Below are 14,178 nucleotides of genomic sequence, written 5' to 3'. Positions count from 1 at the left end.
TATCTCCTCAGGCTGATTTCGGCTGTCCACGCCGGAAATGGGTTTCAAGACCTCCGAAGACGATATTGGAGACGAGGGTGATCACCAGGTAGAGCACGGCTGCGGCCAGGAAAAACAGGAAGTAATGCTTGGTATTGCCGGCGGCGAGCCGTGTTGCCAACGCCAACTCCTGGTATCCGACGACAGCGATCAGCGCGCTGTCCTTGGTGACCGACATCCACAAATTGGCCATGCCGGGCAGGGCGTTCGGCATCAGCGCCGGCAGCACGATCCGCCGGAAGCGCAACCAGGGCCGCATCCCGAAGGCGCTGGCGGCCTCTATCTGGCCAATGGGAATGGCGAGGATCGAGCCGCGCAACACCTCGATCATATAGGCGCCTTGGACGATGCCCAGTACGGCGACCGCGGCAAGGAAGCCGTTGATCTCGATCGATGGAAGACCGAGCGTGGACAACACCCTGTTGATGCCGTCCGTCCCGGCGTAATAGAGGCCGATGATCAGGATCAGCTCCGGAATGGCGCGCACTGCCGTCGTGTAAAAATCCAGCAGGGTGACGACGGCGCGGCTGCCCTTGAGTTTACCTGTCGCACCCGCCAGCCCGATCAGTATGCCGAACACGTACGCACCGAGCGAAATCAGGATGGTTGAGGCCGCGCCCGAAAGCAGCACCCCACCCCAGCCGGGCGGATATGGGGAAAGCAGTTCCACAATGGATGAGCTTGTCGCCATGAAAACAGCTCCTCGGCGTTCGAGCGAGACCCTTGCGGCTCGAACGCTTTTCTCTTTCAGAAGGTATTGTTGGAATGGATGCCGGGAGACGCGCTTCGCCGCGCCCCCGTGCACTTCGTTCATTCGCCGTAGAGGTCGAAGTCGAAATATTTTTTGGAGATTTCAGCGTATTTTCCGCTGGCCCGTACGGCGGCGATGGCGGTGTTCAGCCTTGCCAGAAGCTCGGTGTCCTCCTTGCGCAAGCCGCCACCGATACCCTGTCCCAAAACCTGCGGGTCATCCTTGACGTTGCCCTTATCCTCGCAACAGCCCTTGCCAAAATCCGTCTGGAGAAAGCTCATCAGCGGGATGGAATCACCGAAGACATAGTCGATGCGGCCGACGGCCAGGTCCTGAAACGCCTCGTCGAGCGTCGCATAGGTTTTTTCCGAGGAAGCGCTCGCATAGTATTTCTTGTAGTAATCCGCTTGGATCGTGGAAACCTGGATGCCGATCGTCTTGCCGGCGATATCCTCGGCCGTGGTGCCGGTCTTGCCATCCTGCGCGCCGATCAGCTTGCTCGGCGTGTTGTAGTACTTGTCGGTGAAGGCGACCGTCTTCTTGCGCTCATCGGTGATCGACATGGAAGACCAGATAACGTCGAATTTCTTCGATTGGAGGCCGGGAATCAGGCCATCCCACGACATGTCGACGACCGAGCAGGTTTCCTTCATTTCGGAGCAGACGGCATTCATCAGGTCGATTTCCCAGCCGACCCAATTCCCGCTCGCGTCCTTCGTAAAGAACGGTGGGTAGGCTTCATTCATGATGCCAAAGCGCACTTCGGCGTTCGCACCGGCGGCAGAGGCGAGAAGAGTGGCTCCGGCAATGAGGCAGATTGCAGTTTTCATGTCAGTTCTCTTTCTTTTGATTGGCGAATAACGGTGCTCAGTGACGTGAAGAGCTTGTGAATTCGCGACATCGGACGCTGCTGGGGGCGCCGAAGATCTGCTCCGGCCGGCCCTCTTCCTCAACGCGCCCCTGATGGAGAAACATCACATGGCTGGAAACGTCGCGCGCGAACTTCATCTCGTGCGTGACCAGCAGCATCGTCCTGCCCTCGTCGGCGAGATCACGAATGACTTTAAGCACTTCCCCCACCAACTCGGGATCAAGCGCCGAGGTCGGCTCGTCGAACAACATCACGGAGGGGTCGACGCAAAGCGCCCGCGCAATCGAGGCGCGCTGCTGCTGGCCGCCCGACATGAAGGCCGGATAGACGTTGCGCTTCTCATAAAGGCCGACCTTCTGCAGCAGCGCCTCCGCCTTTTCCGTCGCCTCCTTGCGGCCCAGGCCCAGCACATGGATCGGCGCTTCGACGACATTCTCCAAGACGGTCATGTGGGCCCAGAGGTTGAAGCTTTGGAATACCATGCCGAGGCCGCTGCGAATGCGCTCTACCTGCCGCCAATTGGCAGGGTGGGCGCGGCCATCCGATCCTGTCTTCAAGACCACCTCCTCGCCATTGACGACGAAGCGCCCTCGATCGGGAATCTCCAAAAAGTTGATGCAACGCAGGAAGGTGCTTTTCCCGGAGCCGGAGGAGCCGATCAGCGATATGACGTCCCCCTTTCTCGCGGTAAGGGAAATCCCTTTCAGCACCTGATGAGCGCCGTAGCTTTTGTGCACGTCGTCGACCCGCAAAGCGCAGGAAATATCATTCGTCATCCACTTTGTTCCCCACTTTTGCGTGGTTTATGGTCAAGGAGTTTAACCCCGTTTGATGGGGTTCGGCCGCGCAGTTTGCTGTTCTTGAGGCGTTCCTCCGCGTATATTTGGGAACACCGCAGTTTTCCGGCTCATGCGCGATTGATGCAGACTACTTTCGGCTGCGTCATATCCTCATAGGCAAAGCGTACGCCCTCCCGCCCCATGCTCCCGTGCTTGAAGCCGCCGAAGGGCATGGCGTCAAAACGATAGTCCGAGGAATCGTTGATCATGACCCCGCCGGCTTCGATGCCGGCCGCAGCCTCCAGCGCATCGGCGAGGTTGTCGGTGAATATCCCGGCATGCAGGCTGTAATCCGGCTCGTTCGCCATGCAAATCGCGTCGGCAAGCGTCTCGAAGCGCTCAAGCATGACCACCGGCGCGAATATCTCTTCCCGCCAGAGTCTGCTTTGGCGAGGAACGCCTTCAAGCACCGTCGGGCTGTAGAGCGCGCCGTCGCGCTGGTGTCCGCACAAAAGCCGGGCTCCGGCTCCGATTGCCTGTTCGACGGCGGTTTGCGCCCGTTCGGCCGCGGCCGGCGAGATCATCGGGCCAACATCCGTCTCCTCTCGACCCGGATCGCCGGCGCTAAGCCTGGCGGTGCCGGCCACGAATGCCTGACGGAAGCGCTCGCAGCAGTCGGCCTGGACAAGAATGCGCTGCACGCCGATGCAGTTTTGACCGGCGGCCCAATAGGCACCCGAAATGCACCCCGCCACTGCCTTGTCGATATCGCAATCCGCCATGACGATAACAGGCGCGTTGCCGCCGAGATCCATGGCAAGCTTCTTCAGCCCGGCAGACCGGGCAATGGCCTCGCCGGTCGTAAATCCGCCGGTAAACGACACCATTCGAATATCCCGAGCAGAAACGATGGCGTGTCCGAGATCCGCGCCGCCGATGGCGACGGTGACGACCGTTTCCGGAAGACCCGCCGCAACCAGTGTCTCGACGAGCTTCAGAGCCGAAAGCGGCGTTAACTCCGAAGGCTTCAGCAGGACCGAATTGCCGCCGGCAATCGCCGGGCCGAGCTTATGCGCGACGAGGTTCAGAGGATCGTTGTAGGGTGTGATGGCGGCGATCACGCCAAGCGGTTCGCGTGTGAACCAGCCCTGACGGGCCTCAGAGCCCGCATAGGCGTCGAACGGCACGATCTCCCCGGCGTTACGCCTGGCCTCTTCTGCGGACAGCTTCAGCGTGTTGATACAGCGTAAGGTCTCCTTGCGCGCTTGGACGATTGTCTTGCCCGCCTCGCTGACGATGGTCCGGGCAAACGCTTCGCACTGTTCTTCGACAAGCCGTGCCGCCTTCTCCAGAATCGCCGCCCGACGATGCCGGGGTAATGCGCGCGACAGGGCGGCGCCATGCCTGGTGCGGGCAAGGAGTGCGTCGATGTCGTTCGGGCCGCTGGCCGAAACGATATCGACGAGGGAACCATCATAGGGACTTAAGACGGCGATCTCTGGGGCGGCCGAGGCGATCTGGCGGTTTGCAGCAGTCATTCTGCAGCTTCCTTGTTCATGCGGGCCGGAGCGGCGCGGTGGATGGCGACAATGTCGGAGAGAAGCGCATAGGCCGTCTCGACCCGTCCAGCTCCGGGGCCCGTGACGGTCACGGCCCCAAGCAAGTCAGTCTTGAAGGAAACTGCATTGATGGCACCACCCACCCCTGCGAGCGGATGGTCGAGAGCTAGGCGCCGTGGTGCCACGGAGGCCTCGATCCGGCCGTCTTCGCCACGGATTGCCGAGCCGATCAACTTCCAGTGGCACCGGTCCTTGGCCGCCGACTGGATGTCGGCGACAGTCAGTGACGAGATACCGCGGCAGGAAACGTCACCCGGCGTCAGCGTGGCGCCAAGCAGTTCGTTGGCGAGAATGACCACCTTGAGCCGCACGTCATAGCCCTCGACATCAGCCGTCGGATCCGCCTCGGCATAACCAAGTGCCTGCGCCTCACCGACTGCTTCCGAGAAGCCGAGGCCGCTTTCCATGCGCCCCAAAACGAAATTCGAGGTGCCGTTCAGAATGCCTTCGAAACCGTTGAGCCCAGAACCGGCAAGCGTGGCTTTTGCCATGCGGATGACGGGGGTACCGCTCATCACCGTGCCTTCGTATTCGAAGGAAACATGGTTGCGCCGGGCGAGCGCCTTAAGATCGGCGGCGGCAAGGGCGACCGGGCCCTTGTTGGTGGTGATTACGTGCTTGCCGCTTTCAAGCGCCCAGCGGCAATGGGAAACGGCCGGTTCGCCATCGCCGGGGTTGGTGAAGGTCGCTTCCGCGACAATGTCGGCGGGCGCGTGCCTGATGACCTGCTCGTTATCCGCTTCCGCTGATCCGCCGGAAAGGTTCGCGAACCCGCCCTTCTCAAATCTAGTTTCGATGAGCATACGTGCGTCGATGCCGTTTGCTGACACGACGGAGCCGAGATTGAGGTCGGTGACCGCGACGATGTTGAGCTGAAAACCGAGCTCGGTTCGCCAGCGGTCGTTCTGCTTGGCCAGGAGTTCAGCGAGGGCGCGGTTGACCCCGCCAAATCCGATAAGCGCGATATTGTATTGTACCATCTCGGTTCCTCATCATGGGCGACGAGCAAAGGATGACGGTGCAGAAGGTTAGGGGAAAGCTTGCGGAACGACCAAATTGATGGCCACTTTGCCAAGGTCGGTCACGACGTGCAGATTTCCCGCGATGAATCATGCTCGATGAAGGCGATAACTGTAAATGGACGGAAATATGCAGTTTCACCGCGCAGATTCGCCATAATATGCGCAAAGACCACTGACGGCGATGATCATGGAACCGATTGACCAGCTGGACCGCAAAATCCTGGACATTATCCAGATCGATTGTCAGATGAAGGCTGAGATCATCGGCGACCTCGTCGGCCTCTCCGCTTCTGCCGTGCAGCGGCGTCTGAAACGGATGCGCGATTCTGGAATCATCACGGCCGAGATTGCCCTGGTCGATCGCAAGGCGGCCGGAACCCCAATGATGTTCATCGCGGGGATGGAAATCGAGCGGGAGAATTATGACGCTCTTTCCAAGTTCCGGGTCTGGCTGGCGAAGCAGGCGCATATTCAGCAGGTCTACTATGTGACCGGTTCAGTCGACCTAGTCGCGATCATCACTGCGCGCGATGTCGGACAATATGATGAAATCACGGCCAATCTGATGTCCGAGAATCCTCAGATCAAAAGCATTCACACGAATGTCGTGTTGAAAGATATCAAAGTCGGGATGTTTGTTCCCATCGCGGATTAGGACCCGGTTCTATTCCATCGTTCCGGTCCCGCGACATCCGGAAGCCTGCTTCAAGCCCAGAACTGATCCAGCCATAGATTGAGCTTGTCGAAACCGCGGTTGTTGACCGTGTAGATGCGTTTCGTGCCTTCCGAGGTCACCGAGACGAGGTTGCTGTCGAGCAGCGCTTTCAGGTGCTGCGACACGGCGGGGCGGCTGATTGGCAGACCCTCGGCGAGCTCGTTGACGGTCCGCGGCGCACGACGCAATTCCTCCAGCAGAAACCGCCGGTTCGGATCGGCAATCGCAGAGAAGGGGTCCGTGTTCGACATGACGGGAAAGCTACGTCAAACCGGCCGTTCCAGCAAGGAAATTGTGCATTGCAGCGTGGTACAGCGCTGCGCGTCTGTCCAGATGCCCTAAGGACGCTGTTAAACTTAGGATTGCTGCAGGGCGGGCTTTACCAGCCAAGACCCTCTCGCATGATGAGAAAGGCGGCGATCAGGGCCATTGCGTACATGAAGGGGTAGAAGATCGCCGGCTTCATGCGGCGCACGCACCAGGCGCCGGCAAGGGTGGCGAGCGGGGCGAAGGGCAGGAGCGTCGCGGAGGTCGCGAGATTCTGGGTGTCGAGCTGTCCGAGCGCGAAATAGGGGATCAGCTTGATGGCGTTGAGGATTGCGAAGAAGCGCACGCTGGTGCCGGTATATTCGCGCGGTTGCAGCTTGAGCGGCAGCGCGTAGATCTGGAAGGGTGCGCCGCCGGCATGGGCGACGAAGCTGCCGTAACCGGAAAACGTGCCCCAAAGGCCGGCGGCCACCGGCCGCTGGCCGCGCGGCGGGACGATCTTGCCGGCGCCAGGGCCGTAATTGTTCCAGAAATAGCGCAGGCAGAACAGGATGGTCACCGCGCCGATGACGATGCGCAGTATGTTGCCCGGTACGAGTGCCGAGGTCGCCCAGCCGAGGCCGATGCCGAAGACGGCACCCGGCAGCATGATCTTCAGTGTCTCCCAGTCGCCGTGCTTGCGCCAGATGACGAGCGAGATCATGTCCATGAAGACCAGGATCGGCAACAGGATCGCTGCCGCCTCGACCGGCGAGACGACAAGGGCGAGAAAGGGCAGGCCGATCAGCGACAAAGCGTCGCCCATACCGCCCTTTGCCAGGCCCACCAGCAGAACGGCGGGCACGGCGGCGTAGTAGAATGACAAATCCTGCGGCATGCTTTCGACGTCCTCCTCTTGCAAGCCTCGTCTAACGGAACTACTCACACAAAACGAGTGCGGATCCCTGATCTCAACGGGGAAATCGCAGGAAACGGAAAGACCTGATGACCGAACCTGAAAACCGCTGCCGCCTTGTGCTCATCGCACCCGATATTGCCGATGCCGATGAACAGGCAAGGATCGTTGCCGATGCGCTGAAGGGCGGCGATGTCGCCTCGGTGATCGTGCCGCAATACGGGCTCGACGACGGGGTCTTCCAGAAACACGCCGAAAAGCTGGTGCCGCTGATCCAGGATGCCGGGGCGGCCGCGCTGATTGCGGGCGACAGCCGCGTGGCGGGGCGGTCAAAGGCCGATGGCCTGCACCTTTCCGGCAATGCCGAGGCACTTTCCGAAGCGATCGAAAAACATGCGCCGAAGCTGATCGTCGGCGGCGGCAACGCAGCCGACCGGCACAATGCGCTCGAGATCGGCGAAGTCAGGCCCGACTATATCTTCTTCGGCAAGCTCGACGGCGATATCAAGCCGGAGGCGCATCCGAAGAACCTGGCGCTCGGCGAATGGTGGGCGTCGATGATCGAGATTCCCTGCATCGTCATGGGCGGCACCGATCCGGCCTCGGCGCTCGCCGTCGCCGAGGCCGGAGCGGAATTCGTGGCGTTGCGGCTGGCGGTGTTCGGCGAGCCCAGCCGCGCGCCGTCTATCGTCGCTGAAGTCAACGCCTTGCTTGACGAAAAAGCGCCACGGTTTGAGGATTGAAATCCCGCTCATGCCGATCCCGACCGCCCGCCTGTTGAAATTTGCCCTTGCCAGCATGGCCGCCCTCGTTGCGGCCATGCCGGGTGTCGTCTTGGCGCAGGCCAGCGACAGCGTCATCAGCCAGCCGGGTTCGGCGCCGGCTTCGACCTTCCGCACCGACCGGCCCTCCAGCCCCGATGTGCGGCCCTCCGATGGTGTCGGCGTGTTCGACCGCATGGGTGCGAAGCTGCCGGACCTGCCGCCGGAGAAGGACTACAAGGGACCTGTCGACGAGGCCTACGGCGCCTTCCAGCGCGGTTATTACCTGACGGCGATGGACAAGGCGCTGCCGCGCGCCCAGCTCGGCGATGCAGCGGCGCAGACGCTGATTGGCGAAATCCTCTCGCAGGGGCTTGGCGTCAAGAAGGACGTGAAGAATGCCGCCTTCTGGTACGGCAAGGCGGCCGAAGGCGGCGATGCGGCGGCAATGTTCAAATATGCCCTGATCCTGATGGAAGGCGAGGGCGTGCCGCGCGACAAGGTCAAGGCCGACGAATACATGCGCAAGGCCGCCGAGGCCGGCAATCCTTCGGCGGAATTCAACTGGGCGCAGCTACTCATCGCCGATAATCCCGGCGAGAAGGGACTGAAGCTCGCGCTGCCATTCTACGAGAAATCGGCCGAGCAAGGCATTGCCGATTCGCAATACGCCGTGGCGCAGCTCTACGCGACGCTGAAGGACCTGCCCGAGGAAAAGAAGCAGCTTGCCCGCGAGTGGATGGTACGCGCGGCGCGCGCCGGTTTCGACACGGCCCAGCTCGATCTCGGCATCTGGCTCGTCAACGGCGTCGGCGGGCCGAAGGATTATGTCAAAGGCTTCGAATGGCTGAAACTTGCCGCCAATGGCGGCAACGTCGCGGCACAGAACAAGCTCGCCCATCTTTATATCAACGCCATCGGCACGGCGCCCGATCCGGTCGAGGCGGCGAAATGGTACGTCCTCTCGCGCCGGGCCGGCCTCGCCGACCCGTCGCTCGAGGATTTCTATCTCGGCATCGAGGACGATCAGCAGAAAGCGGCGATCGAGGCCGCCAACAAGTTCCGGCGGCGATAAATTATAGCGCCGCGCGTCCCCGCGGAGCGGCTCTAAAACAGCGCGTCGGCGAAAAGATCCTCGTCGCTTTCGACTTTGGCGGGTTCGGCGGCCGCAGGGGCAGGAGCGCTGTCCTCGCTCGCCGGGATGATGTCGCGATGAATGCTGCGCTCCTGAACCATCGTATAGTGCTTGAAGATCTTGCGGTCGAGCGGCGCTATCACCTCGGTGAGATCGGAGATATCGGCGACCTCGGTGCCGGCCGCCTCATCAAGCACATCCGCGCAGCGGGCAAAGACTTCGCCGAGATCGCGCTGGAAATCGAGCTTGCCGATCAGCAGGCCGATCTTGGCGGCGACCTCGCGACCGTTCTCGGCCAGCACCTTCAGCTCGTTTTCCATGACGTCGGCTGCGGAGTGGATGTTGCCGACGGCTGACGTCAGACTCTCTCCCAGGCCGCCGGCCCCGGCATCGGCGGCGGGGGCGATGCGTCCGGCAGCGGCTTCGAGCACCGGCAGGCCGGTGACGATAGCATCGGCGGATTCGTCGAGCTTGCCGGCGAAAATGCGCAGCTCGGCCGTGACGACGTTGATCGACCTGCCTTCCTCGCCGAGACGGCTGCAGCGCAGGTTCGTGTTCAAAGCCATATAGTGGATGTCGGTCTTGACAGCACGGATATTGGCGATCGCTTCGGAAAGCTTGGCGGCCGTGCCGATCGTCGACTGGCTCACCTGGTCGGCCTGCCGGCTTGCCGTGTCGACCTGCTGGACGATTTCGTGGGCGGCCGAAACGCTGGATTCCAGCGCGCGCATGAAATTGCCGCCGGATTCGCCGCTCGCGCCGCTCATCTGGTCACGCAGCTTGAGGATCTCCCGCATGTCGTGGTCGAAACTGGCAATCGTCGTGACGACGTTTTCCGATTCTCGCTGGAAATTGGCACACATGTCGCTCATCTGCGCTGCCGTCAGATGGTGAACGACGTTCTGGAGACGCTTGCGCGCGCCGGCATCGAGCTTGGCGCTCTCTTCGCCGGCAAAGAAATCCTCAAGCAGCGAAAGGGTCGCCTGCACATGCTCGATGCGCTGGCGGGTGATGTCGCCGATCTGCAGGGCCGAGAGCGTCGAGGCGACCTTGCTCTGGACGCCGCGTGCGATTGCGCCGACCTCACGGGCGATGACGCCGAGATGCTTGCGGTGTTCGGCAATCTTGGCGGCATCGTCGCGCAGGGCGGCGGCGACGGCCGGAACGGTATCGGCGTAACCCTTGGAGACACTGGCGCCGAAGGAGGCGGCGAGTTTGACCTCCTTATCGAGACTGTCGAGATGCGTGGCGAAACGGTTGACCTCATCGGTGCCGGAATAGATTCGCTCCAGGATCTCCTGTGCGAAGCCGGCGAATTCGGCAATGCCGGCGCCGGTGATCTTCACGGTCACGGCGAAAGTTCTGAGATAACGCATCGTCTCCTGCATGTCGGAGACGTGTTTGCGTAGGTCCCTGCCGGTCTGCGCCAGCGAGAGGAGTGCCTGCTGGCGATTTTCTTCGGTGACCGGCAGCGCCGTCAGGCTCTGAACCGTGGCACGGAGATCGGCGCCGGTATCGCTCGATTCCCCATTGTCGAGCGCCGCGGTGACACTCTCGAGAGAATTCAACAGCCGGTTGAGAACATCCATCACCGAGAGCAGCACGGTGCCGCCTTCAAGAAAACGTTCCTCGACCCGGCTGCGCGCCGATTCCAGGGTCCGGCCGATGTCCCGTCCGGACGTGTAGGCTGCAGCGATCGGCGATACCAGAGCGTGTGCCAACATTTGTACCTTTTCTTAAAACATAGGCTTATTTGACACTATTTCTACGGGCAGGATGGAAACGTCCGGTAAACGCGCAAGACTCGTCAGCGTTGTGATTAACGAAAGATGTGAATGGGGCGCCGGCCCAAATCTAGCATCTGGTTAATATTGCTTAACCTATTGCTTTTATTTTATTTGTTTCTAATTTTTGAGAAAAAGATACAACTTATTCCGGATGAGAAATTGGGAGTCCCAGGACTCGTTATACGACAGTTTCATACAACCGCTGTTTACCCCGCATTAACGCTGCCGTGAGAGTCCTTTAAAGGTCGTCAAGTATTTCTCCGGCCGAGGGGGCTGCATTGGATACTCCTAAGCAATATTACGAATCTATAAATTTGCCGAAAGCGCTGAGTATTCGCACGGTATCCGAACTATATTCAAAGTTTACTGACGCAATTCGCGCCAAAGATACAATCACAATTAGCATTCCCGAAAGTGCGGAAGCGGATCTGAGTTTCGTTCAACTCATCGAGTCCTCGCGCCGCCAAGCAAAAGCTGAGGGGAAGACATTCAAACTTTCTACGCCTGCCAGCGGCTCGGTCCTGAAGGTACTTGAGCGCGCGGGTTTCGTCGACTCCTTCGATCGAGAAGATTCCAAGTTCTGGTTGCATAAAGAGGTATAAAGTTATGAGTGCAAACATCCTGACCGTTGACGATTCTGCCAGCATCCGCCTGACCACCAAGGTCACACTCACCAATGCCGGTTATAGCGTCACCGAGGCCGCCGATGGGGCCGAGGGCCTGGCGACGGCCAAGAGCAGCAGTTTCGATCTGATCGTGACCGATCTCAACATGCCGGTCATGGACGGGCTGACGATGATCGAGGAACTGCGGAAACTGCCTGGGCAGGCCGGCGTTCCGATCATCTTCCTGACGACGGAATCGGACGCCGATCTCAAGGCGCGCGCCAAGGCCGCGGGTGCTACGGGTTGGCTGACCAAGCCGTTCGATCCGGAAAATCTGGTGAAGATCGTGAAGAAGGTTCTCGGACGATGAGTACGCTCGATCCCGTTGCCGTGTTCCGCATGGAGGCCGCCGAATGCCTTGAAGCGATCGAGGCCGGTCTTCTCGACCTCACTCACCAACTCGACAACAAGGATCTCGTCGACGCCGTGTTCCGCGGGCTCCACACGCTCAAGGGCTCCGGCGCGATGTTCGGCTTCGAGGCGCTCGCCGCCTTTACCCATCATTGTGAAACCGCCTTCGACCGCGTCCGCAAGGGCGAGGTCGCGGCGACCAGCGAACTCGTCGCCGCCGTTCTTGCCGCCCGGGATCATATGCGCGCCCTGGTCGACCAGCCGGACGCCAATCACGGCGATACCGGCAGCAAGCTTCTGGCACAGCTGCAGGCTGCCGTCGGCGGCAAGGCGGCGCCTGTTGCCGCACCGGCTGCCGTTGTCGCACCCGCGATCGTACGGGAGGTCTCGGCGAAGAAGAAAAACAGCTGGCGCATCCGCTTAAGCCTGCCGGCCAATTCGATGGCTAACGGCACCAACCCGCTCGGCCTGCTGGACGAGCTGCGCGATCTCGGCGAATGCACCGTGCGCGCCAACACTGCGGCCATCCCGCCGCTCGGTGAACTCACGCCGACGGAACTCCACATTTCCTGGGAGGTGATGCTGACCAGCGAGCAGGATCGCTCGGCGATCGACGACGTCTTCATCTTCGTGCTCGACGATATGGAGCTCAGCGTCGAAGAGATCGACGGCGCGGCAACCGCGGCTCCGACCGTGGAGAAGGTCGCAGCCGCACCGGCCGCCCCCGTATCGATGGCCGTTCCGCCAACTGCCGTTCCGGAGTTTCGCCCGGTCGAGGCAGTCCCGGTCCGGCGCGAGGCGCCCGCCGCCGCGAGCCAGGCGAAGTCGGCCGAGAATGTCCGCGTTCCGGCCGAGCGTCTCGACGAGCTGATGGACCGGGTCGGCGAGCTCGTCATCGCCCAATCGCGTCTCAGCCAGCTCGCCAGCGCCAGCGCCGATATTGCGTTGCGCTCCGTCTCGGAGGAAATCGAACGTCTCTCCGGCGAATTGCGCGACACGATGATGGTGCTGCGCATGGTGCCGGTCGCTACCCTCTTTTCCCGCTTCCGCCGCCTCGTTCACGATCTCGCTCGCGAGACCGGCAAGGTGATCGAGCTGGTGATGGAGGGCGAGACCACCGAGGTCGATAAAACAGTCATCGAACGGCTGGCCGATCCGCTGGTGCATCTGGTGCGCAATTCGATCGATCATGGTCTCGAGATGCCTGCCGACCGCCTTGCCGCCGGCAAGACGGAAGCCGGCACGGTGATCCTTTCGGCCCGCCAGGCAGGCGGCGAGGTGATTATCTCGATCAAGGACGACGGTCGCGGCATCAATCGCGAACGGGTTCGCGCCAAGGCGGAATCCTCCGGCCTTATTCATCCCGGCCAGCCTCTTTCCGATTCCGAGCTGCTGCAGCTGATCTTCGCTCCTGGCTTCTCGACGGCTGCGGCGATCACCAATCTGTCAGGGCGCGGCGTTGGCATGGACGTGGTCAAGAAAACGGTCGAAGCGCTTCGCGGCGCGATCGATGTCGTCAGCGTGCCGGGACAGGGTTCGGAAGTGTCGCTGCGCATTCCGCTGACGCTTGCCATCATCGACGGCCTGCTGGTGCGTGTCGGTTCCGGCCGCTACGTCATTCCGCTCTCGGCGGTCGAGGAATGCCTCGAACTGTCGCTCGAGGAAGATCTCCGCTCGCGCGGCCGCAGCTTCATCTCGCTGCGCGACAGCCTGGTGCCGTTTCTGCGCCTGCGCGATCTCTTCCGCACCGGCACCAAGCCCGACGTCCATCAGAAGGTCGTCGTGATCTCCACAGGTACCGAGCGTGTCGGCCTCGTCGTCGACCAGATCATCGGCGACCACCAGACGGTCATCAAGTCGATGTCGAAACTGCACAATAACGTCGCGACCTTTTCCGGCGCGACCATTCTCGGCGACGGCAGCGTCGCCCTCATTCTCGACGTCGGGCACCTGGTTGCCGCGGGTCAGCACCAGGAGGCGCAATTGCGGGTAACAGGATGAGCGCAACAGCAGCAACGGCCGCACGATTTGACAATCACTGGAGCTATGCCGAGGAAGTCGAGGTCCTGACTTTCGATCTCAACGGCGAAACTTTCGCGCTGGAAGCGGTCATCGTCCAGGAAATCCTGGACCTGCTTCCGGAGACCGCCGTGCCGGGCAGCCAGCCTTTCGTCGCCAGCGTCATCAACTTTCGCGGCAAGGTCATTCCGCTCGCCGATCTGCGTCTCGCTTTCGGGATGGAGGCGGCAGAGGCGACGATCGACAGCCGCATCATCGTCATCGAGATCGATCTGCAGGGCGAGCAGACGCTCGTCGGCCTCAGAACCGACAAGGTGAACGAGGTGACGACACTGGCAAAGTCGGCGAGCGAGGCGCCGCCGAGCATCGGCATGCGCTGGCGCGCCGACTATATCAACTGCCTGGTGAAGAGGGGCGGAGAGTTCATCATTCTCCCCAATCTTCAGGCGATTTTTTCATCGAAGCACGACGCGGCGGGGGCCGCCAGCTGACGTCGGCTGAG

15 protein-coding genes are annotated in these 14,178 nt (G+C 61.3%); 7 read left to right on the top strand and 8 right to left on the bottom strand.

The window, feature by feature from the left end; translation table 11 throughout:
- Nucleotides 1-7: 7 nt before the first annotated feature.
- From AMK05_RS18985 to AMK05_RS18965, 5 genes are all read right to left on the bottom strand, one after another.
- Nucleotides 8-730 (bottom strand): ABC transporter permease, encoded by a 723-nt coding sequence (locus AMK05_RS18985; RefSeq protein WP_064840663.1) that lies wholly within the window; start codon nt 728-730, stop codon nt 8-10.
- A gap of 119 nt (nt 731-849) precedes the next feature.
- The gene (locus tag AMK05_RS18980; RefSeq protein WP_064840662.1) at nt 850-1,620 is read right to left on the bottom strand and encodes a transporter substrate-binding domain-containing protein; all 771 of its coding nucleotides are present in this window, start codon (nt 1,618-1,620) and stop codon (nt 850-852) included.
- A 37-nt stretch (nt 1,621-1,657) separates the two neighbouring features.
- Nucleotides 1,658-2,437, bottom strand: coding sequence for an ABC transporter ATP-binding protein (locus AMK05_RS18975; RefSeq protein WP_064840661.1), 780 nt, complete (start codon nt 2,435-2,437; stop codon nt 1,658-1,660).
- Nucleotides 2,438-2,568: 131 nt separating this feature from the next.
- Nucleotides 2,569-3,978, bottom strand: coding sequence for an aldehyde dehydrogenase family protein (locus tag AMK05_RS18970; protein ID WP_064840660.1), 1,410 nt, complete (start codon nt 3,976-3,978; stop codon nt 2,569-2,571).
- Nucleotides 3,975-5,039: a homoserine dehydrogenase gene (locus AMK05_RS18965; protein ID WP_064840659.1), complete on the bottom strand. Its 1,065-nt coding sequence runs from the start codon at nt 5,037-5,039 to the stop codon at nt 3,975-3,977. Before AMK05_RS18965 ends, AMK05_RS18970 begins: the two co-directional genes overlap by 4 nt.
- 229 nt (nt 5,040-5,268) lie before the next feature.
- Here AMK05_RS18965 and AMK05_RS18960 point away from each other — a divergent pair, with 229 nt between their 5' ends.
- The gene (locus tag AMK05_RS18960) at nt 5,269-5,736 is read left to right on the top strand and encodes an Lrp/AsnC family transcriptional regulator (protein WP_049734850.1); all 468 of its coding nucleotides are present in this window, start codon (nt 5,269-5,271) and stop codon (nt 5,734-5,736) included.
- 50 nt (nt 5,737-5,786) lie between these two features.
- Here AMK05_RS18960 and AMK05_RS18955 read toward each other — a convergent pair whose 3' ends face one another.
- On the bottom strand, nt 5,787-6,047 hold the full coding sequence (locus AMK05_RS18955) for an ArsR/SmtB family transcription factor (RefSeq protein WP_003542830.1): 261 nt from the start codon (nt 6,045-6,047) through the stop codon (nt 5,787-5,789).
- A gap of 128 nt (nt 6,048-6,175) precedes the next feature.
- Nucleotides 6,176-6,940: a sulfite exporter TauE/SafE family protein gene (locus tag AMK05_RS18950; RefSeq protein ID WP_064840658.1), complete on the bottom strand. Its 765-nt coding sequence runs from the start codon at nt 6,938-6,940 to the stop codon at nt 6,176-6,178.
- 107 nt (nt 6,941-7,047) lie between these two features.
- On the opposite strand from AMK05_RS18950, the gene AMK05_RS18945 reads away from it, so the two are divergent.
- Complete coding sequence (locus AMK05_RS18945; RefSeq protein ID WP_064840657.1) at nt 7,048-7,701, top strand: thiamine phosphate synthase; 654 nt, start codon at nt 7,048-7,050, stop codon at nt 7,699-7,701.
- Nucleotides 7,702-7,711: 10 nt separating this feature from the next.
- Entirely contained in the window at nt 7,712-8,794 is a 1,083-nt protein-coding gene (locus AMK05_RS18940; RefSeq protein ID WP_064840656.1) for a tetratricopeptide repeat protein, read from the top strand.
- Nucleotides 8,795-8,826: 32 nt separating this feature from the next.
- On the opposite strand, the gene AMK05_RS18935 is transcribed toward AMK05_RS18940, so the two are convergent.
- Complete coding sequence (locus AMK05_RS18935) at nt 8,827-10,575, bottom strand: chemotaxis protein (protein WP_171899834.1); 1,749 nt, start codon at nt 10,573-10,575, stop codon at nt 8,827-8,829.
- A gap of 344 nt (nt 10,576-10,919) precedes the next feature.
- On the opposite strand from AMK05_RS18935, the gene AMK05_RS18930 reads away from it, so the two are divergent.
- Genes AMK05_RS18930 through AMK05_RS18915 form a run of 4 tightly spaced genes read left to right on the top strand, consistent with a single transcriptional unit; the run spans nt 10,920 to nt 14,167 of the window.
- A complete protein-coding gene (locus tag AMK05_RS18930; protein WP_064840654.1) occupies nt 10,920-11,243 on the top strand; it encodes an STAS domain-containing protein in 324 nt (107 codons plus the stop codon).
- A 4-nt stretch (nt 11,244-11,247) separates the two neighbouring features.
- Complete coding sequence (locus AMK05_RS18925; protein ID WP_064840653.1) at nt 11,248-11,616, top strand: response regulator; 369 nt, start codon at nt 11,248-11,250, stop codon at nt 11,614-11,616.
- Nucleotides 11,613-13,658 (top strand): chemotaxis protein CheA, encoded by a 2,046-nt coding sequence (locus AMK05_RS18920; RefSeq protein WP_064840652.1) that lies wholly within the window; start codon nt 11,613-11,615, stop codon nt 13,656-13,658. The genes AMK05_RS18925 and AMK05_RS18920 overlap by 4 nt, the downstream gene beginning before the upstream one ends.
- Entirely contained in the window at nt 13,655-14,167 is a 513-nt protein-coding gene (locus AMK05_RS18915) for a chemotaxis protein CheW (RefSeq protein WP_064840651.1), read from the top strand. The genes AMK05_RS18920 and AMK05_RS18915 overlap by 4 nt, the downstream gene beginning before the upstream one ends.
- Nucleotides 14,168-14,178 lie beyond the last annotated feature (11 nt).

The sequence above is a fragment of the Rhizobium sp. N324 genome (assembly GCF_001664485.1).
Lineage (GTDB): Bacteria > Pseudomonadota > Alphaproteobacteria > Rhizobiales > Rhizobiaceae > Rhizobium.
The sequence above is the reverse complement of the archived record's forward strand: the minus strand, read 5'-3'. Positions and strand labels throughout refer to the sequence as shown.

Coding starts and splice junctions, on each gene's coding strand:
- AMK05_RS18985 (WP_064840663.1), bottom strand. CDS start 730: ATGGCGACAAGCTCATCCATTGTGGAACTGCTTTCCCCATATCCGCCC.
- AMK05_RS18980 (WP_064840662.1), bottom strand. CDS start 1,620: ATGAAAACTGCAATCTGCCTCATTGCCGGAGCCACTCTTCTCGCCTCT.
- AMK05_RS18975 (WP_064840661.1), bottom strand. CDS start 2,437: ATGACGAATGATATTTCCTGCGCTTTGCGGGTCGACGACGTGCACAAA.
- AMK05_RS18970 (WP_064840660.1), bottom strand. CDS start 3,978: ATGACTGCTGCAAACCGCCAGATCGCCTCGGCCGCCCCAGAGATCGCC.
- AMK05_RS18965 (WP_064840659.1), bottom strand. CDS start 5,039: ATGGTACAATACAATATCGCGCTTATCGGATTTGGCGGGGTCAACCGC.
- AMK05_RS18960 (WP_049734850.1), top strand. CDS start 5,269: ATGGAACCGATTGACCAGCTGGACCGCAAAATCCTGGACATTATCCAG.
- AMK05_RS18955 (WP_003542830.1), bottom strand. CDS start 6,047: ATGTCGAACACGGACCCCTTCTCTGCGATTGCCGATCCGAACCGGCGG.
- AMK05_RS18950 (WP_064840658.1), bottom strand. CDS start 6,940: ATGCCGCAGGATTTGTCATTCTACTACGCCGCCGTGCCCGCCGTTCTG.
- AMK05_RS18945 (WP_064840657.1), top strand. CDS start 7,048: ATGACCGAACCTGAAAACCGCTGCCGCCTTGTGCTCATCGCACCCGAT.
- AMK05_RS18940 (WP_064840656.1), top strand. CDS start 7,712: ATGCCGATCCCGACCGCCCGCCTGTTGAAATTTGCCCTTGCCAGCATG.
- AMK05_RS18925 (WP_064840653.1), top strand. CDS start 11,248: ATGAGTGCAAACATCCTGACCGTTGACGATTCTGCCAGCATCCGCCTG.
- AMK05_RS18920 (WP_064840652.1), top strand. CDS start 11,613: ATGAGTACGCTCGATCCCGTTGCCGTGTTCCGCATGGAGGCCGCCGAA.
- AMK05_RS18915 (WP_064840651.1), top strand. CDS start 13,655: ATGAGCGCAACAGCAGCAACGGCCGCACGATTTGACAATCACTGGAGC.